Annotated in this window: 19 protein-coding genes and 1 riboswitch; of the genes, 15 read left to right on the top strand and 4 right to left on the bottom strand. The window is 42.1% G+C overall.

Annotation, left to right across the window (positions count from 1 at the left end):
• Positions 1-48 precede the first annotated feature (48 nt).
• A complete protein-coding gene (locus tag AC4EG4_RS09915) occupies positions 49-636 on the bottom strand; it encodes a hypothetical protein (RefSeq protein ID WP_490987711.1) in 588 nt (195 codons plus the stop codon).
• A gap of 124 nt (positions 637-760) precedes the next feature.
• On the opposite strand from AC4EG4_RS09915, the gene AC4EG4_RS09920 reads away from it, so the two are divergent.
• The 8 genes from AC4EG4_RS09920 to deoC all read left to right on the top strand — a co-directional run bounded on the left by AC4EG4_RS09920 (position 761) and on the right by deoC (position 9,634).
• The gene (locus AC4EG4_RS09920; RefSeq protein ID WP_490987712.1) at positions 761-1,486 is read left to right on the top strand and encodes a class I SAM-dependent methyltransferase; all 726 of its coding nucleotides are present in this window, start codon (positions 761-763) and stop codon (positions 1,484-1,486) included.
• A gap of 463 nt (positions 1,487-1,949) precedes the next feature.
• Complete coding sequence (locus AC4EG4_RS09925) at positions 1,950-2,879, top strand: sugar-binding transcriptional regulator (RefSeq protein ID WP_490987713.1); 930 nt, start codon at positions 1,950-1,952, stop codon at positions 2,877-2,879.
• Between the two features lie 21 nt (positions 2,880-2,900).
• Positions 2,901-3,941: a galactitol-1-phosphate 5-dehydrogenase gene (locus AC4EG4_RS09930; RefSeq protein ID WP_490977909.1), complete on the top strand. Its 1,041-nt coding sequence runs from the start codon at positions 2,901-2,903 to the stop codon at positions 3,939-3,941.
• Positions 3,938-5,497, top strand: a complete 1,560-nt coding sequence (locus AC4EG4_RS09935) for an FGGY-family carbohydrate kinase (RefSeq protein WP_490977046.1) — start codon at positions 3,938-3,940, stop codon at positions 5,495-5,497. The genes AC4EG4_RS09930 and AC4EG4_RS09935 overlap by 4 nt, the downstream gene beginning before the upstream one ends.
• Positions 5,463-6,944, top strand: a complete 1,482-nt coding sequence (locus tag AC4EG4_RS09940) for a sugar ABC transporter ATP-binding protein (protein WP_490977047.1) — start codon at positions 5,463-5,465, stop codon at positions 6,942-6,944. The genes AC4EG4_RS09935 and AC4EG4_RS09940 overlap by 35 nt, the downstream gene beginning before the upstream one ends.
• A gap of 19 nt (positions 6,945-6,963) precedes the next feature.
• On the top strand, positions 6,964-7,941 hold the full coding sequence (locus AC4EG4_RS09945; RefSeq protein ID WP_490977048.1) for an ABC transporter permease: 978 nt from the start codon (positions 6,964-6,966) through the stop codon (positions 7,939-7,941).
• A 13-nt stretch (positions 7,942-7,954) separates the two neighbouring features.
• Entirely contained in the window at positions 7,955-8,947 is a 993-nt protein-coding gene (locus AC4EG4_RS09950) for a substrate-binding domain-containing protein (protein WP_490987714.1), read from the top strand.
• 12 nt (positions 8,948-8,959) lie between these two features.
• The gene (gene deoC, locus AC4EG4_RS09955) at positions 8,960-9,634 is read left to right on the top strand and encodes a deoxyribose-phosphate aldolase (RefSeq protein WP_490987715.1); all 675 of its coding nucleotides are present in this window, start codon (positions 8,960-8,962) and stop codon (positions 9,632-9,634) included.
• Between the two features lie 158 nt (positions 9,635-9,792).
• Here deoC and AC4EG4_RS09960 read toward each other — a convergent pair whose 3' ends face one another.
• Together AC4EG4_RS09960 and AC4EG4_RS09965 are read right to left on the bottom strand one after the other, a co-directional pair.
• Positions 9,793-10,464 (bottom strand): HAD family hydrolase, encoded by a 672-nt coding sequence (locus AC4EG4_RS09960; RefSeq protein ID WP_490977051.1) that lies wholly within the window; start codon positions 10,462-10,464, stop codon positions 9,793-9,795.
• Positions 10,465-10,525: 61 nt separating this feature from the next.
• Entirely contained in the window at positions 10,526-11,464 is a 939-nt protein-coding gene (locus AC4EG4_RS09965; protein ID WP_490977052.1) for a Gfo/Idh/MocA family protein, read from the bottom strand.
• A 192-nt stretch (positions 11,465-11,656) separates the two neighbouring features.
• On the opposite strand from AC4EG4_RS09965, the gene AC4EG4_RS09970 reads away from it, so the two are divergent.
• The 7 genes from AC4EG4_RS09970 to AC4EG4_RS10000 all read left to right on the top strand — a co-directional run bounded on the left by AC4EG4_RS09970 (position 11,657) and on the right by AC4EG4_RS10000 (position 18,701).
• A complete protein-coding gene (locus tag AC4EG4_RS09970; RefSeq protein WP_490977053.1) occupies positions 11,657-11,968 on the top strand; it encodes a PTS sugar transporter subunit IIB in 312 nt (103 codons plus the stop codon).
• Between the two features lie 19 nt (positions 11,969-11,987).
• The gene (celB, locus tag AC4EG4_RS09975) at positions 11,988-13,292 is read left to right on the top strand and encodes a PTS cellobiose transporter subunit IIC (protein ID WP_490977054.1); all 1,305 of its coding nucleotides are present in this window, start codon (positions 11,988-11,990) and stop codon (positions 13,290-13,292) included.
• Positions 13,293-13,311: 19 nt separating this feature from the next.
• Entirely contained in the window at positions 13,312-13,617 is a 306-nt protein-coding gene (locus tag AC4EG4_RS09980) for a PTS sugar transporter subunit IIA (RefSeq protein WP_490977055.1), read from the top strand.
• A gap of 18 nt (positions 13,618-13,635) precedes the next feature.
• On the top strand, positions 13,636-15,027 hold the full coding sequence (locus AC4EG4_RS09985) for a glycoside hydrolase family 1 protein (protein ID WP_490987716.1): 1,392 nt from the start codon (positions 13,636-13,638) through the stop codon (positions 15,025-15,027).
• Between the two features lie 18 nt (positions 15,028-15,045).
• Entirely contained in the window at positions 15,046-16,365 is a 1,320-nt protein-coding gene (locus AC4EG4_RS09990) for a 6-phospho-beta-glucosidase (protein WP_490977057.1), read from the top strand.
• 98 nt (positions 16,366-16,463) lie between these two features.
• Entirely contained in the window at positions 16,464-18,395 is a 1,932-nt protein-coding gene (locus AC4EG4_RS09995) for a BglG family transcription antiterminator (RefSeq protein WP_490987717.1), read from the top strand.
• A 39-nt stretch (positions 18,396-18,434) separates the two neighbouring features.
• Positions 18,435-18,701, top strand: a complete 267-nt coding sequence (locus AC4EG4_RS10000; RefSeq protein ID WP_490977059.1) for a phosphocarrier protein HPr — start codon at positions 18,435-18,437, stop codon at positions 18,699-18,701.
• 88 nt (positions 18,702-18,789) lie between these two features.
• Here AC4EG4_RS10000 and AC4EG4_RS10005 read toward each other — a convergent pair whose 3' ends face one another.
• Positions 18,790-19,452, bottom strand: coding sequence for a sulfite oxidase-like oxidoreductase (locus AC4EG4_RS10005; RefSeq protein WP_490987801.1), 663 nt, complete (start codon positions 19,450-19,452; stop codon positions 18,790-18,792).
• Between the two features lie 81 nt (positions 19,453-19,533).
• A riboswitch (SAM riboswitch) is annotated at positions 19,534-19,645 on the bottom strand.
• Positions 19,646-19,674: the final 29 nt, after the last annotated feature.

Here is a 19,674-nt window from a genome sequence, read left to right on the forward strand (position 1 = left end):
GCTTTTTTCAATCAGCAGCCATTCCCTCTCTCCTTTTTTTGTGAAAAATTAGTCAACGAAAAACTCTTCCACCGTATAATCATCTTTAATTTCCCCAATTAATTCTTCATCTTCATTCAAAAAATTAAGATTGGAAGACACTGTGTCTTTTTCCAACTCCTGAGGGAAAAACCAGAGAACGATATCTTCGGCATCGGCGTTGGAAATATAGTTTGTCAACGCATGAACAGCCAACGCCTCTTCATGTTCTGGATACCATGAATCTGCTATGTATTTTATCTCTTCATTTTTAACAAGGCCGTAGGTGTACTCCCATTTTCTAGGTGCGTTTAGAAATGCGACGGTTTGATTGAGATCCACATCGAACGCGTTGAGATTGGTAGGGAAGATTTCAAAGTCTGTATAAAGTGTCGTGACTAAGAAGCGATACTCGGTAGTCATCAGCGCGATGGAAAGTGCACCTGTATCATCAATCAAAATGACATGTCCCTCATCTACCATCTGAATAGGTATGGCATCTGTCGATTTTTTCAGTTCGTTGAATGCGCCTTGAGGAGTGGTATGATAACTGGTCACGAGATAGATAGTCAGAGCGATCAGAGCCATGGTAATTATCCCTAAAAGAACTTTTTTCATACTTCATCTCCTCTTTTTAATATATTGTAGTTTAATAGTCCTGTTTTCACTAGCCCGTATTTACTCATACTATACAAAAGGTGTTCCGCTGTATAATAAAAGAAAAATCGGAAGGGTGATCCACATGAAGCTGTACAACGAGTTGGCACAGTGGTGGCCGCTATTGTCTCCGCATACGGAATACGAGGAAGAAGCCCATCTTTTCTTGGAAATTATGGAGCGGTACCATCCCGCAATTAAGGATGGGCTGGAGTTTGGTTCAGGAGGGGGCAGCAATGCTTTTTACCTGAAAAAACACTTTTCGATGACGTTAACGGATCTGTCTCCAGAAATGTTGGCGGTCAGCCGCGATTTAAATCCGGATTGTCCGCACATACAGGGAGATATGCGAACAATCAAAGTCGAGGGCAAGTTTGATCTGGTATTTATCCACGACGCCATCACCTATTTTACAGACAAAGCCGATTTGCTGACGGTCATGAAAAATGCCAAAAAGCATCTGAAACCGGATGGCCTGTTGTTTATCATGCCGGATGAGTACACGGAAACGTTTGAGCCGCGGACAAATCATGGTGGGGTTGATCAGGATGGTCGGGGCCTGCGCTATTTGGAATGGAGCTATGACAGCGATCCTTATGATCAGATGCTGACAACGGAGTATGCCTATATTATGCGGGACGTGAACGGGCAAGTTACCCATGAACACGACAGCATGACAGCCGGCTTGTTTTCCATGCCGGAATGGGAGGCGCTGCTTGCAGAAGCCGGGTTCCAGGCGCATTTCGAACGGGTGGAATTTTCGGAAGAACCGGGAACTTATTTTGGCATTGCCGCGACGCAGTTTGAGTAAAAAGAACGCAAGACCCTTGATATAATGTTTAGTGTGTCATTCGATAAATATGATTAAAACGAAATAAATAGATGCAATAATTGGAAGTGCGGTATTTATAAGTTCTTGGGAGGTCATCTGCAAAATCTATAGCGCTTTATTAACTATGTAGACTTTGCTTATTGATTGCCTATTAAAAGGAAAACATCAGCTCAAACGCCGTAGAAATTCTAGAAGTGAGAAAGTACAAGTACTTAAAAAATCATATGTATTTTAAAGGATTATCGGAATTCGATAATCCTTTTTTTTGTAAGTTTAAAATTCCGGTGAGAAAACAATTTGTGTCAAAATCTTATGCAATTGAAATTATGTGCAACTTGTTAGAAAGCGCTTCCTTTTGACGGAATAGTCTCTATAATCTAACTATAAAGTGAAATAAATTATTTTTAGTGAACATAATTTCAATTCGAAAGGGGGCGAAGAGATGTATACAAATCAGGAAATGATCATTGTTGCGAGAATGCACTATGAAATGAATTTGACGCAAAAAGAAATAGCTGAGAAGCTTCGTTACTCCAGACCTACTATTAGTCGTATCGTGGATGCGGCATTTAAAGCAGGAATTGTAGATGTAAAAATCAATTATACTCTTGATTCTGTTGTGGAATTAGAAGATGCAATTAAGGAGAAATACAAACTTAAAAATGTTTTTGTAGTCCCTGTCTACATAGATGATCCGCTTCTTATCCAAAGTGATGTTGGAAAAGCTGTTGCGAATTATTTATATGAAATTTGTGAAGATGGTTTGACGCTTGGGGTATCGTGGGGGACAACATTAAGTCACGTAGTACCACATTTGAAATCTAAAATCTTACCGCATATGAAAATTGTTCAACTGAATGGTGGTGCAGCAAAGAGTACTTTTTCTACAGGGTCAGCAGCATTACTTGAGAAATTCTCTAAAGCATTCTCCTCTGATCAATATCTCTTACCAGTACCATCAATTGTTGATTCTTCCTTAATTGCTGAAGCGATTATGACCGATTCTAGTATTGAACAAACCCTCAACTTAGGAAAAGCAAGTAATATTGCTGTGTTTGGAGTCGGAAATGTGTCCCATAATTCAGTTCTTTATAAAGGTGGATACTTCAAAGAGGGAGCATATGAAGAATTGATTGCAAAAAAAGCGGTTGGGGATATTTGTTCCAGGTACTTTTCAGTAGAGGGACAAATTGTGGATGAAGATTTAAACAGCCGTACTATTGGACTTGGGTTGGAAGAATTAAGGAGCAAAGAGTTTTCTATTGCAATTGCTTCTGGAAAAGAAAAAGCGGAGAGCGTAAAAGGAGCATTGAATGGTGGATATGCAAACACTCTTTTTATAGACGAAAACTTAGCAAAAGAAATTGTATAAAAAATGGAGGTAGGAAAATTGATGAAAGCAGTGAAATTATACGAACCTGGAAACTTGCAAGTTGAACAAGTGGAAGTCCCAACCATTTCCTCAACGGAAGTCTTGATAGAAGTTAAAGTAATCGGAATTTGTGGTTCGGATATTCCAAGAGCATTAACAAAAGGAGCTTATTCAAAAGGGCTGACTCTAGGGCATGAATTTTCTGGGAAGATAGTTGAATGCGGATCAGAAGCAACTGAATGGTCAGTCGGAGATCGTGTAACAATTGCACCTTTAGAGCCTTGTATGAAATGTGTTTACTGCAAACAAGGCAAGTTTGGATTATGTGATGATTACAACTACTATGGTTCACGGACTGATGGTGCAATGGCAAACTATATCAAGGTTGGCAAAGCTAACATTCTGAAGCTTGATGATGGAATTTCTTATGATGCAGGAGCAATGGTGGATCCGGCGGCCAATGCAGTGCATGGAATTTGGAGAGGTAATCTTCAGAAAGGCGAAACAGCTGTTGTGATAGGACTTGGAGCTATAGGCATGTTTGCAGTACAATTTGCTCGAGAAATGGGGGCGAAAGAAGTTATTGCAGTTGACATTTTTGATGAAAAACTTGAAATTGCTAAAAAGTTGGGAGCAGATCGAGTAGTAAATTCGAGAACGGAAGATGTAGTTGAAGTATTGGCCGATACCCATATTGATTTTGTCATTGACACATCCGGTTCGGCAATTGCCCAAGATCAAGCTGTCCGTATCACAGGCAAAATGGGAAGAGTGGTTTTCTTAGGTATTTCCAATCAACCTCTAACACTTTCAGCCAAGACGGTAGACCGTTTACTGCGTTATGAAATAGGTATTAACGGTTCTTGGAATTCATTCTCTGATCCTTTCCCAGGGAAGGAATGGACATACGTAATTGAAAGTATGGCTAAAGGAAAAATTCGTACGGAAGAGATTATTTCTCATCGTTATTCAATCGATGAAACACCAGCTGTATTTGAAAAGATCAAAAATAAAGAAATTGTCTTCAGTAAGATACTGCTTTATCCAGGAGAAACTCTATGAATCAAAATCTTGTTCTCGGAATGGATTTTGGAACCCAGTCTTTAAAGGTAGGTGTCTATTCGATTGCAGGAGAACATATTTTTACGGCCAGTGCTTCTTATAAAACTCAGCACAGAAAAAACGGATATTCTGAGCAAGATGCAAACGATTGGTGGAAAGCTTTAAATGAGACAATGAAAACTGTTTCTCAAAACGTCGATTCACGATCGATAAAAGCTATTTCACTGTGTGCGACTTCATCCACTGTTGTTCTGACAGATGATAAATTGAATCCTATCGCACCGGCTCAATGCTGGATGGATCAGCGTGCTATTCGTGAAGAAGAAGACATCAATCACAATCGACTTCCTCAAGTTGTAGATCAATTGCGTTTTTCAGGTAGGAAAACATCTATTGAATGGATGACGACAAAATCTTTATGGCTGAAAAACAATTATGATTTAACGGATAAAATGATTGTTGAGCAAATCGATTGGATTAACTATCAATTAACCGGACAACTTGTTGCATCTAAGTGCAATGCTACATGTAAATGGAATTACGTGGAGCAACTTGGGGGATTCTCAGAACCATTTTTTGAAGCAGTAAGTCTTCAAGGGATTACAAAGCATTGGCCGCCATATGTGATAAATGTGGGTGATCAAGTAGGTGTAGTGAAATCTGGGGTAGCGGCTCAATTAGGGTTAGTAGCTGGTATACCAGTATATCAAGGAGGTATTGATGCTCATATAGGGATGATTGGCTCAGGAGCACTGGAACCCGGAAAGCTAAGTATGATAACAGGTACAAGTTTTGTTCACTTGATGCACCATGACGAACCTATATTTAATGATTCACTATGGGGACCTTACGATTCTCCTTTGTTGGATGGCCATTGGTTGTTGGAAGGCGGGCAATTATCGTGTGGTTCGATCATATCCTGGTTTTTGCAGGAATTCTATACAGGTCGTACTGATAAAGAAAAAGTATATAAAGAGCTGGAGAAAGAAATTTTGACTATTGATGCAGGTAGTGAAGGTCTAATGGTTTTAGATAGTTGGAAAGGAAACCGAACGCCATACAAGACGCCCCATGCAACCGGAGCATTTATTGGTTTGACTCTTTCGCACAATAAGTATCACATATATCGTGCAATTCTAGAATCCATCGCTTTTGGAACAAAAAATGTAATCCGAACTATGGAGCTATCCGCCATTCCAGTTGATCGGATTATTGCAGGAGGCGGAGGAACGCATAACCAGTGCTGGATGCAGATCATCAGCGATGTGACTGGATTGCCGATTTCGATTCCGGAAGATATAGAAACAGGTTCAAAAGGTGCAGCCATCATTGCTGCCTATGGGCTTGGAGAGTATCCAAGCTTGATTGATGCATCATCTGCCATGGTGGAAATGAAGAAAACATACCACCCTGATTTAGAAAAAACTCGGAAATATGATGAGCTATTTGAGATTTATTTAAATTTAAATGAAGTATTATTTCCTATTATGAAAAAGCTGAAGGATGGGGAGGCCGGCCAACATGAGCAACATACTCGAAATGAAGCAAGTGTCTAAATCTTTTCCTGGAGTAAAAGCACTTCAAAAGGTTGATTTTTCACTGAAAAAAGGTGAAGTACATTGTCTCATTGGTGCAAATGGTGCAGGGAAATCTACATTAATGAAGATTTTGGCAGGCGTTTATACAAAAGACGAGGGCGAGATAATTTTGGAAGGAGAACGGGTCACGATCAAAACTCCTTCAGATAGCAAAGAACTTGGGATTTCTACTATCTATCAGGAATTATCGTTAGTTGAAGAACTAAGTTTGGCAGAAAATATTTATTTGGGAAATTACCTTAAACCCAAGGGCGGATTTGTTAAATGGAAACAACTCAACGAAGAGGCAAAAAAAATATTTTCGCTTTTGGGGTTGTCTATCTCACCCACGCGCCAAACCTCAACAGCGAGTATGGGTTTAAAACAAATGACAGAAATAGCTAAAGCGATTGCAGCAGATTGTAAGATTATCGTGATGGACGAACCTTCCACAGCGCTATCTGGAGATGAAGTAGCAAAATTATATGAAGTAATCAATTTGCTAAAGGGCAAGGGATACACCATCGTTTATATCTCACATAAACTAGAAGAATTGTATGCGGTGGGAGACCGTGTAACGGTATTGAGAAATGGAGAATGGATCATTACTGATAGTTTGGCAAATCTTTCTCAGCCGGAACTGATTCAACATATTACGGGAAGAAAAATCGAGAAAAAAGAAAAAGTACATGATTTGGTTGAAAGAGACGAATTTTTAGTCGTAAAAGATTTCAGCAACAAAAAAATTCATGATGTCTCATTCTCTGTAAAAAAAGGTGAAATCGTCGGTTTGTATGGACTTGTAGGATCGGGAAGGACGGAGTTGCTTAGAGCAATTTTTGGGGCTGATTCCATCGATGCTGGAGAGATATATATAGAAGGTAGGAAAAAAAATATTTCTTCACCTCAAAAAGCGGTGGATAGCGGTATGGGTCTTGTGCCGGAAAATCGCAAAACTGAAGGTGCAATTCTGGATTTATCAATTTCAGAAAATGCCTTCCTGCCATCACTTGGTGTGTATTCAAACCGTAGCTTCATCAAGCAGCAGCAAATGAAAATTGTCATGAATGAGATGATAAAAAAACTAAATATTAAAACGAGTAGCAACGATGTCCCTATGAGGAATTTAAGTGGAGGGAATCAACAAAAAGTCATTATTTCAAAATGGCTTATTCACCAGTCGCGCTTGCTATTATTCGATGAACCAACTCAGGGAATTGACATTGGAGCAAAAGATGAAATTTATACCATCATGAAAGAACTCTCCAATGAAGGAAAAAGCATTATTATGGCTACATCGGAAATTGAAGAATTACTTGCAGTTTGCGATAGAGTACTGATCATGTTTAATGGAAGGCTCATTAAAGAGTTCTCAACTCCAGCCAGTTATAAGAGTGAAATTATGAACGTTGCGGTATCAGGTTGATATAAAAAGGAGGCTTATTATGACTGTTAATATAGAGAGTGGCGGAGAAAAAGAAAGACGACTCCCTTCTTTAAAAGTTATTTTAAAAAAATACAATCTATTTTTTATCTTTCTGGGATTTATTTTAATTGGAAGCCTATTATCTGATCAATTTCTTTCAGTCCAAAACATACTTAATCTTCTCCAACAATCTTCTTTTGTCGGGATTATCAGTATTGGGATGACCTTTGTTATTTTAGTAGCGGGAATTGATCTTTCTGTAGGAGCTGTATTGGCCTTGACGGGCATGCTTGCATCACTTCTAATCAGTACTGGAATGAATCCAGTGTGGGCAATTATAATTACGCTTGCAGCAGGAGCCTTCCTAGGTTTTGTAAACGGATTCATTTCAACCAAATTTAAAGTACCTGCCTTTATTGCAACACTTGCCATGATGGTGAGTGCAAGGGGACTTGCATTTCTGACAACAGATGGAACCCCGATTTATGATCTTCCGGCCAGCTTCACTGCTCTGGGAGGAAATGTGTTTGGCAGAATCCCACTAACAGCCATTATATGGATTGTTTTAACCATTATTGCAGTTATTGTATTAAAATATACAACCTTTGGGCGAAAAATCTATGCAGTTGGGGGCAATGCTGAATCTGCAAGACTTTCGGGAATTCCCGTTGAAAAATATGTAACTTGGTGTTTCATCATATCAGGCACCTTGGCAGCTGTAGCAGGAATATTGATGAGCGCTTGGCTTACGGTAGGGCAGCCAACAGCTGGAACCGGTCTTGAATTAGATGTAATTGCTGCAGTGGTATTAGGAGGAACCAGTTTATTTGGTGGAAAAGGAAGTATCGGTGGAACATTCATCGGTGTGCTCATATTAAGCATGATTGTTAACATTTTCAATCTATTGGGATTATCTTCGTATTACCAATCTGTATTTATGGGGTTAATAATTGTCTTGGCTTTAATTATGAACCAATATATTACCAATAAAAAATAAGGGGGAAATGATGATGAAGAAAAACTGGATGGTAATTGTTTTAGCTGTGCTACTGGCTTTGGTTTTGGCAGGATGTGGATCAGAAGAAGCAGCGGAAGGTTCAAATGCAAGTGGAAGCGGAGAGGCAGAAGATTTGGTCATCGGCTTTTCACAAGTTACATTGGAATCTCCATTTTATACGTCTTTAGTGGACGGTGCAGAAGCAGAAGCTGAGGCGGCTGGAGTGGAACTGAAGGTTGTAGATGCACAAAATGATATTGAAAAACAAAATGCTGATATTCAATCTCTTATTACACAAGGAGTCGATGTTTTACTGATTAATCCTGTAAACCCTTCGGCTATAGCACCAGCTTTACGAGCTGCAGAATCAGCAGGAATTCCAGTAATAACCGTTGACCGTGCAACCAAAGAAGAAGTCACGTCGTATATTGGACGTGATAACGAAGAAATGGGAAGGCTAGCAGGAGAAAAAGCTGTTGAATTACTTGGCGGCGAAGCTGCTGAAGGAAAGATTATTGAACTTCAAGGTGATGCAGGCGGTACTGTAATGCAGGCTCGTCATGATGGATTCCACGAAATCGTTGAAAAAGTTCCAGGAATTGAAATTATTGAAGGGCCATATAGTGATTATATCCGTGCAAAAGCTGTTTCTTCTATGCAGGATCTTTTGCAGGCACATCCTGATGTAAAGCTGGTTTACGCGCATAATGATGATATGGCTCTAGGAGCTATGCAAGTTTTGGAACAGTCAGGAAAACTTGAGGATGTTCAAGTAGTTGGAATTGATGGACTGATGGAAGCTGTTAAAAAGATTGAAGAGGGTTCATACCAGGCTACTGTTATCAACGATCCGATTTCGTTAGGCTCATTAGCTATTCAAACAGCTGTAAAAGTAGGAAATGGAGAAGAAGTAGAAAAAGTGATGAATGCAGAAACTGGTTTAATTGATGATACGAATGCAGCAGACTATGTAGATGACACAAATACATTTGCGCCAGTTAAATAAGGAGGCTTCTAGATGCATTTATCAACATTTATAGATCATACATTACTAAAAGCAGAAACGACAAATGAACAAATAAGAACCTTATGCCAAGAAGCGAAAGAAAATAAATTTGCAGCAGTTTGTGTAAACCCGCATTACGTATCTTATTGTGCAGCACTTCTCAAAGATACACCTGTAAAAGTTTGTACAGTTATCGGATTTCCGCTAGGAGCTAATAAAACAGCAGTTAAAGTGTATGAAGCGCAACTTTCGCTTGAAGAAGGTGCGGAAGAAGTGGATTATGTAGTAAATATTAGCGATATAAAAAATGGAGAGTTCGAAAAAGTAAGAGAAGAAATGAAAAGGATACTGGAACTTAAAAGTACTCATCCTGATACTACAATAAAAGTCATTTTTGAAGTCTGTTACTTATCAGATTTTGAGTTGATGAAAGTTTCAGAGATTGCTAAAGAGTGCGGCATCGATTATGTCAAAACGTCTACAGGATTTGGCAGTGGAGGTGCGACAGAGGAAGCCGTTAAAATTATGAAGGAAACAATTGGAGAAAGAGTGAAAATAAAAGCTTCTGGTGGTATCCGGTCTTCTGAAGATGCAAAAAAATATTTTGACCTAGGTGTTTCAAGAATTGGAACAAGCAACAGTATTGCTATTCTTAAAGGAGAAGTTTCTGCAGCAGACAGCTACTAAAAAAAAAAAATAGCAGTGCCCCTTATATTAAAGCTAGTTGTTGCTTCGGAAGAACAAATAGAAATTAAACACAATAGCGTATTATATACGTAAACAGACTATCCATTTGTGGGTAGTCTGTTTACGTTGTCGGTTCATATTCTTCTGTGGAAGAGAATCTACTTCAGTATTCTATTGTTTTGTACATATTCGATAACTTTCTGTAAATCCATATCCGCCATCGAATTCAATCGGTGTTCGACTTCACAAAAATCCATGGTATGGGTTACTTTGTTTGGCACGATGACGCAGCCCATGCCCGCACGCTTCGCGGCCATTGCGCCATGCGCGGAGTCCTCAAAAACAAGGCATTCTGAAGGATGCAGCTCTAAGCACTGCGCCGCCTGGATATACAAAGCAGGGTCAGGCTTCACTTTTTCCACATGGTCCGAAGTCCGGATGCAGTGGAAGTAATCGTAAAGATCAAGATTTTTCAAATGGCCGGAAACCCAACGATAGCTGGAACTGGATGCCAAACCAATCTTCAGATCCATTTCTTTTGCCATCTGCAGGTAATCTTCTACACCGTCCCGTGGTTTTTCTTGAGATAGCGTCGATAGGAATTTCTCTTCGTACTTTTCCGCGAGCAGCACATGTTCGACTGGCTTTCCAATCTGCTCCTCCATATAGTGAAACGGAGAAAATCCGCTGTCTGTACCAATTTCATTTTGCCACAGTGCAAGCGGCAATTCACTGCCATGTTCACCAAACATTTCCTGAAGGATATGGTATTGGTGCGTTTCTGTATCAAAAATCAATCCGTCAAAATCAAATATGATTCCTTTTATCATAAGGCACTTCCTTTGCTGGTATCTAGGTTTTTTACTATCTGCAGCGCGTCAGAACTCTGCTTTAACTAAGCAGCTTTGTTACTTCCCGTGAAATGGCATGGGTATTAATCGAGGATTCAAGTTGTCCATTTTTTACGCAGTCGATAAACTCTGCCAGTTCGTAGTACATCGTATCAAATTCGTGCGCTACAGAAAGGTCTGCTGTGCTGCCGTCTCTGTATTTGATGGTGATGTTTTTGGGGTCGCTGATCCGGTCGATTTCAATGATGCCGTTCTCGCCTTGGATTTCACTCGGCATAAACGAATCCGAAATCTTTGAATACATAATGATGGCTTCCATATCCGGATAGTTCAAGATCATGCTGCCTTGGCCATCGGCACCTGTTGACAATAAGTACTGGTTTTTCATAGCCGACTCGGGTGCGCCCGCTAAATGGATAACAGGTGCGATGCCGTAAACGCCAAGGTCCATTTTAGCGCCGTTGCCAAGCTCTGGCTTAAAGGCATTTTCAATGATGCCGTTTTTGTAATTATCATAGCGCGAAGAATATTGATTGTAATGAAAGACGAATCGGCGAACCGGACCAATTTTATCTAAGTTCTTTTTCAAATTCAGGAATGACGGAGTGACCGTTGATTTCATGGCTTCCATAAAGGTGATGTTATGCGTATGCGACGCTTCGATCACGCGGTCCATTTCCTCGACTGACGTTACTGCAGGTTTTTCGCACAGTACATGAATGCCATGTTCCATGGCCAAGATGCTTTGTTCGGCATGGAAGGAGTTGGGGGATGCGATATAAACAGCTTCAATGTCTCCGCTGTTGAACATCGCTGTCATATCGGTATAGACGTTCTCCACCTTATGCTTTGCCGCAAAGGCGTTGCCGGTTTCCAGCGTGCGCGAATACACAGCGCCGATTGTGAATTCTGGATGTTGCTGCGCCGCTTTAATGAACCGGTCAGTGATCCAGTTGGTACCTATAATGCCAAATTTCATTGCGATTCCTCCTAATAAACAAGTGATGATGTTTTTCTTCCTTCTATTCTAACCTAGATTGCCCCAAAGCGAGCAGTTACTCTTTTCCTCTATAAGGCGGAAAATTAATAGGTAGAGTTGTAAGCGTTTTCAAATTAAACTTTAGTTGTAGTCAAAAATTTCTGAAAAATAAACGGAGAGGGGATCAGGAAAATGAAAAATATTTTATTGGCATGTTCAGCCGGCATGTCCACCAGCTTATTGGTCACCAAAATGGAAGAAGCAGCAAAAAGCAAGGGACTCGAGGTTACTATCTGGGCAGTTTCACAGGACAAAGCGACAAAAGACATGGAAAAGGCGGATGTGCTGCTGATCGGACCGCAAATGAGATTCTTGAAAAAGAAATTTGCGAAAGTAGCCGAAGAAGTCGGGATTCCTTTGGAAGTCATCGATTCGATGGCATACGGCAGGCTGGACGGCGAAGCCGTGTTGAATCAAGCGTTGGAATTAATCGGAAACCACTAAAAGGAACGGAGGAAAGAAAATGGAGAACAATAAATTTATGCAGTTTCTGGAAAGCTTCCTATTGCCTTTAGCGGATGCACTCAACAATAACCGGTATTTGACTGCTTTGCGTGATGGCTTCATGGTCGCATTGCCGCTGATTATTTTTGGGTCCATCTTTGTCGTCATCGCCAACTTTCCGTTTCTTGACCGGATGATCAGTCCGGAAGCTTTCACGGCTTACCAAAGTGCACTCGGACCGGCTTCTGCAGCGACGCTTAGCATCATGGGGCTGTTCGTTATCATCGGCATCGGCTACAAGCTGACTGCTCATTACGGAGAAGAAGCGATTTATGGTGGTGTAGTTGCATTAGCGGCATTTCTCATTTTAACGCCGCAAGTTTTAGAAGGTGTTCCCGGAGTCATCCCAACTTCTAGCCTTGGGGCACAGGGCATGTTCCTCGGGATTTTCACCGCGTTTATTTCAGCAGAGCTTAACCGTTTTTTCATCCAGCGGGGATGGACGATCAAAATGCCGGCGGGCGTTCCTGCCGCGGTATCGAAATCGTTCAGTGCTTTGATTCCCATCACATTGACGCTGTCTGTATTTTTGCTTATCCGCGTGCTATTCAGCTTTACCACATTTGAAACGATGCAAAATTTCATCTTCACAATCATCCAGCAGCCGTTAACGATTTTAGGAAGCGGGCTGCCGGCAACGATTGTTATTGTACTTCTGACACAGGTTTTTTGGTTCTTCGGCTTGCATGGACAAATCATCATCAACTCGGTATTCGATCCAATTTGGTTTGCGCTGAATGACCAAAATTTAGTGGCATTCCAGTCAGGAGAAGAACTTCCGAACATTGTCACAAAACAATTCATCGATTCGTTTTTAGTGGGGATGGGCGGAACGGGAATGACGCTTGCTGTTATTGTCCTGATTTTTGCCATCGGAAAGAGCAGACAGCTGAAGGAGTTGGGCAAACTTGGAGCTCCGGCAGGGCTATTCAATGTCAATGAACCCATCATCTTCGGTTTGCCAATCATTATGAACCCTTTAATCATTATTCCGTGGATGCTGGCACCGGTTGCCGTAACCGTCATCACGTATTATTCGATGGCGACGGGCCTTGTCCCAAGACCAGCCGGTATTATCGTGCCATGGACAACGCCTCCTATCATCAATGGATTTCTAGCAACAGGAAACGCATGGCAGGGCGGGGTCTTACAGGCGGTGAATCTGCTTGTCGTAATGGTTATCTGGTGGCCATTCCTGCGAATTTTAGATAAAGACTATTACGAAACGGAACGTGAAAAACCTGATCGTTTACCAGAAAACTAACTCCTAGAGGTGACCGTAAATGGACAAAATCACAGAAATCGCTTTTCAAATAATCTTAAACGCCGGTAACGGGAAATCCAGTGCGATGGAAGCCATACAGGCTGCAAAAGCCAATGATTTCGAAGAAGCTGACAGGCTGCTGGAAGTGGCTGGCAAGGAAATGGGCAAAGCTCATGCCTACCAGACGCAATTGCTGCAAAAAGAAGCCAGCGGAGAAGAAAACACCATTACGGTCATGCTGATTCATTCACAGGATCATTTAATGACGTCAATGACAGTACGAGATTTGGCTGTTGAAATTGTTGAAATCTACCGCAATAAGTAAGCAGATGGAGGTTGTTGGATGGCTGAAAAGTATAAGTTTCCAGAAGGTTTTTGGTGGGGCAGCGCAACTTCTGCGGCGCAAATAGAAGGCGCTGCCGATGAAGGGGGAAAAGGCCGTAACATATGGGACAAGTGGCATCAAAACGAGCCAGGCCGCTTTTTTGACGCGGTTGGTCCTGAGTCCACTTCTGATTTTTATCACCGGTATAAAGAAGACATTGGGTTGATGAGAGAGATTGGCCACAACACTTTCCGGTTGTCGATTTCCTGGTCCCGTCTGATTCCAGGTGGACGCGGAAAAGTAAATCCGGAAGCGGTCGATTTCTACAACAAAGTCATCAACGAATTGATTGCGCAGAAGATTGAACCCTTTATTACTCTATACCATTTCGATATGCCGCTTGAGCTGCAACAGGAAAATGGTTGGGAAAACCGAGCAGTCGTCGAAGCATACGCAACATATGCAGAACAATGCTTTCGCTTGTTTGGAGACCGTGTGAAAAAGTGGTTTACGTTCAATGAACCGATTGTTCCCGTGGAAGGGGGATACTTGTATGATTTCCACTATCCGAATGTGGTAGATGCCAAACGTGCTGTCCAAGTGGCTTATCACACGATGATTGCCCATGCTAAAGCGGTCGAGGTCTTTCGGTCAGCCCAAGTCGAAGGAGGCCAAATCGGCATTGTCCTGAATCTAACTCCCTCCTATCCAAGAAGCCAACATCCGGCAGACGTGAAAGCTTCCCAGGCCGCCGATTTGTTTTTTAATAGAAGCTTTTTAGATCCGGCGGTTTTAGGAAAGTATCCGGTGGAACTCGTAGAAATGCTGAGAGAGCATGGCCAGTTGCCGCATACAGAACAAGAAGACAAGGCGTTGTTGAGAACGGGGACTGTCGATCTTCTTGGTGTTAACTACTATCAGCCGAGACGGGTCAAGGCGAAAGCCCATTTGCCGAATCCGGAAGGGCCATTCATGCCCGACTGGTTTTTCGACAATTACGAAATGCCTGGCAGAAAAATGAATCCGTACCGAGGCTGGGAAATTTACGAAAAAGGAATCTACGACATCATGGTCAATCTGCGGGACAACTATGGCAACATCCAATCGTATATTGCGGAAAATGGAATGGGTGTTCAAGATGAGTCCCGGTTTATGGAAAATGGGGAGATCCAGGACGATTACCGCATCGATTTTATCCGCGGCCATCTGAAATGGCTGCATAGAGCAATAGAAGAAGGGTGCAATGTGAAAGGCTATCATTTGTGGTCGTTTATGGATAATTGGTCGTGGATGAACGCCTATAAAAATCGTTACGGTTTCTTTTCGGTTGATATCGAAACGAAGAAAAGAACACCGAAAAAAAGTGCATACTGGATTAAGCAAGTTTCTGAACAGAATGGTTTTAGCTGAACCGGAAGGAGTGGTGATATGGAAGGCCTTAAAATCGTAACAATCGGTGGGGGATCAAGCTATACACCTGAGTTGATCGAGGGGTTCATTAAACGTTACCCTGAATTGCCTGTTCGGGAACTATGGCTTGTAGATATTCAACAAGGCCAAGAAAAACTCGAAATCGTAGCGGCTCTTGCAAGGCGCATGGTTGAAAAGGCGGGATTGCCCATTGCCATCCATGCCACGCTTGACCGCCGAAAAGCGTTGGTAGGAGCAGATTTTGTCACGACCCAAATTCGCGTCGGGCACTTGGCAGCGCGTGCCAAAGATGAACGGATCCCGTTGAAATACGGTGTCATCGGCCAGGAAACAAACGGCCCTGGTGGATTGTTCAAAGGACTGCGTACGATTCCAGTCATTTTGGAAATTTGCCGGGATATTGAAGAACTTTGTCCGGAAGCCTGGTTTATCAATTTTTCAAATCCCGCTGGAATGGTCACAGAAGCTGTTTTGCGCTACAGCAGGATTACGAAAACAATCGGCTTGTGCAATGTGCCGATCGGTATGCATATGGCTGTGGCTGAAATGCTCGGAGTTGAACAAAGCCGGATCCACATCGACTTTGCCGGATTGAACCATATGGTTTATGGGCTGGAAGTTTATTTAGATGGCACAGCCATGATGGGAAAAGTATTGGAAGAGCTGACAAGCGGGACAGCGATGACAATGAAAAACATTGTTGATGTCGGCTGGGATAAAGATTTTATTCAAGCGTTAAACCTGTTGCCATGTCCGTATCATCGCTATTACTACCAGACGCAGAAAATGCTTGCGCAGGAGCAGCAAGCTCTGCAGGAAAACGGGACGCGTGCGGAAGTAGTGCAGCAGTTGGAAAAAGAACTGTTCGCACTATACAGCAATGAGAACTTGGCAGACAAGCCAAAGCAATTGGAAGAGCGGGGAGGAGCGTTTTACAGTGATGCCGCTTGTAACTTGATTGACTCCATTTACAACAATAAACGGGATATCCAAGTGGTTAATGTACGGAATAACGGGGCGATTTCCAATCTCTCAGCTGATTCGGCTGTGGAGATCAGCTGCATTATCACCAATAACGGACCAGAGCCAATCCAAATAGGTGAATTACCTGTTGCAGTCAACGGATTGGTTCAACAAATCAAATCATTTGAGCGGCTGGCTGCTGAAGCTGCAGTGACGGGGAGCTACCATGCGGCTTTGCTGGCAATGGCGATCAACCCGCTTGTCCCATCCGACACTGTAGCAAAACAAATTCTGGATGAAATGCTGGAAGCACATAAAGAGTACTTGCCGCAATTTGAAAAACAATTTCTTTAAAAATTTCAAATTAATTAATTATTTAAATTTCAGTTATAATGAAAATAAAGTATTGGATTCTATTGTTCAAGTAAGCAGCTGTAAGGAGAAGTGGCGATATGTTGACCTCAAGAATGAAAACGATTTTTCGTGAATTGATGGCGGCGGAAACGCCGGTTACAGGCAAGTATTTGGCGGCAATCAACCAGGTTTCAGCACGGACCATACGGGAAGACGTCAAAGGTTTGAATTCGCTGTTGGGGGGACAAGGAGCTTCCATCTATTCGATTATGGGACAAGGCTACAAATTACGCATCATAGAAGAGCCGCTTTTTCGCAGTTATATAAAAAAGCTTGCCCTGAATGATACGGAAATGGAAACCCTTATTCCAAAGATGCCCGAAGAACGGATTGCTTATTTGATGAAACGATTTCTGTTAAGTGATGGGTATATCAAACTGGAAGAATTGGCAGATGAAATGTACATTAGCAAGTCGACTCTTCAAAATGATTTAATCCATGTGAAAAAGATGCTGTCGGATTATGACATTCGTTTGGAAGCGCGCCCAAACTACGGGTTGCGGGTTCACGCAAATGAGCTGAAGCGCCGTTTCTGTATAGCGGAATATGTATTTGTCCGTGAAGAACCGATCAATGAATTATTCAAACCTCATTTTGCTTCCTTGTCTCAAGAGGAACTGGATGTCATCTTTGCACTTGTCATGGAGCAAATTCAAGAAAATGAGGTGTTTGTATCTGACATTGCTATCAACAATTTAGTGATTCATTTGGCCATCGCCTATAAACGGCTAAAAGAAGGCTATAACGTTACGTTATTCCCAGCAGACGTTGATGAAATAATAAAGCAAAGAGAATATAAAGTAGCTGAAAAGATTGTAAGCAAGGTGCAGGAGAAGTTTGCTGTTGAGTTTCCGTTGGAGGAAGTAGCTTATATTGCTATGCATTTACTTGGCACCAAAATAGCTGCGCATCCGGCAGCAGGTGAAAAAGTGGTCAAACAAGTAATCCAAAAAGAGATTTCAGAGCTGGTGAGAAGGGCTTTGGAAAGCATCGAATTAAAGCTCAATTTAGGCATTCTGGATGATCAAGAATTGATTCTCGCCTTGAGCCTTCATTTAAAACCCGCTGTAAACCGCTACAAATATGGTATGAACATTCGAAATCCAATGTTGCAGGACATTAAGTCAAATTATCCCGTGGCATTCGAAGCCGGTATTATCGCGGGATTGGCCATAAACAAGGCAATTGGATCAGTCATTGATGAAAACGAAATCGGCTATTTAGCCCTCCACATTGCGGCTGCTATTGAGCGTAGAAAATCTGAAATTGTCCCGAAAAAATGCTTGATTGTCTGTGCTTCAGGATTGGGAACAGCCCAATTGATTTACTATAAACTAAAGTCTCAGTTTGGCGATAGCCTAGATGTAGCCGGCACAACCGAATATTACAAGCTCGGACAGTATAAGTTGGATGGCATTGATTTTATTATCAGTTCGATTCCGATACAGGAAGAATTGGACATCCCCGTAATTGTCGTCAATGCGATTTTGGGAGAGGCGGACATTCGAAAAATTGAAAAGTTCATTTTAAAGGATCGGCAAAACATTACTTCATATTTTCAAAAAGACTTAATGTTTCTCGGAAAAGAGCTGCGCTCAAAAGAAGAAATTCTTGAATTCTTAACCGAAAGACTGTTCGAACGTGGATTGGTAGACGAAGGCTGCCTGAAGGCGATATACGAGCGCGAAAGAGCCGCACCGACTTCCTTTGGCAATTTAGTGGCCATACCACATCCCATCACACCGCATTCCAAAACGACTTTTTTAACGGTTTGTACGCTGAAAAAACCTGTTATATGGAAAGATAAGCCAGTTCAATTTGTCTGTCTGCTGAATGTTATGGAAGACAGCCGGGAAGATTTGCAGTTTATGTACGATGTACTTGGCAGAATCATTCATAACAGCGCACTGGTTGAAAGGCTGATCAAAGCCAGAACCTACGAAGAGTTTATGAAAGTGATCGCCTTTTGAATTCAATAGATATTCGACGAAAAAAGGAGATGAAGCATTATGGTGGAAAAACAATTTACACTTACAGACGAGGCAGGAATTCATGCACGTCCAGCTGCCATTCTGGTAAGTCTGGCAAATAAATTCGATTCACAAGTAAATTTGCTTCATAAGGAAAGGACGGTGGATTTAAAGTCTATTTTAGGGGTGATGTCCTTGGGGATTGCTTACGGTTCCGAGTTTAAAGTGAGTATTGTGGGAGTAGACGAAGAAGACGCCATCAAAGAAATTGAAAGTGTGATGGAAAAAGAAGGATTGGCTAAATAGCTCGTTTCCACAAAGAACCCGAGGGATCATTTCTGATTCCTCGGGTTCTTTGTGGGTAAACAACTTTCATGGGGAATAATCTTTGGAATCAGTCGAAATCTTTTTTCTCCCATTCGTCATCCGGAATTTCCAAATCTTCACCGGAAAAACGTTCTTCCTGGAACGGATCGCCGTTCATGTGAAAGCCGTTCTGTTCCCAAAAGCCCGGCTGATTTTCATCGATAAACTCGATACCGCGGACCCATTTGACGCTTTTCCAAAAATACAATTGGGGCACTACAAAACGCAGCGGGTAGCCGTGCTTGGCCGTCAAGGGCTCGCCGTCAAGAGAATGGGCGAGCAGCACGTCCTCACGGTCAAGGTCTGACAGAGCAACATTGGTCGTGTAGTCATAATCGCCGTGAAGCATGACGTAGCCGCTTTTTGGCGTAACGCCCAATTCTTTCATCAAGTCGATAAAGCGGACGCCGGTGAACGTATTGTCGAAGCGGGACCAGCGTGTCACGCAGTGGATGTCGCGGGTCACAGTCGTTTGCGGCAATTTCAACAAGTCAGCGTAATGCAAGGTGACTTCCTTGTCGACCTGCCCAAAGATTTTCAATGTCCATGTAGCCATGTCGTATTCTGGCACTTCGCCTTCGTGCAGAACAGGAAAGCGCTCGGTCAAGACTTGTCCAGGCGGCAGGCGTTCAGCCAGCGCAGGATTCACTACAGGGACCCGTGTTCGTTTAATCCGTTCGGCTTTGCTCAATTTCATGCAATCACTCCCTAAAATTAATAAAACTCCTCCGCTGAAAAGTGGAAGAGTGGCTGTCTGTTGGTGAATTTCTCTTCCTCATCTTTCAGAACTTCTAGGTTCTGCTGAATTTGGCACCATTCCAGTTCGTGAACTGGCGGTTGCCGGGCGTCGTCGGGCCATTTCCCTCTGCCTCTCTTGATAAGGATGGTGCAGTATTTAATTTTTTGCTTGCCT

Source organism: Planococcus sp. TJ-201 (assembly GCF_058268495.1).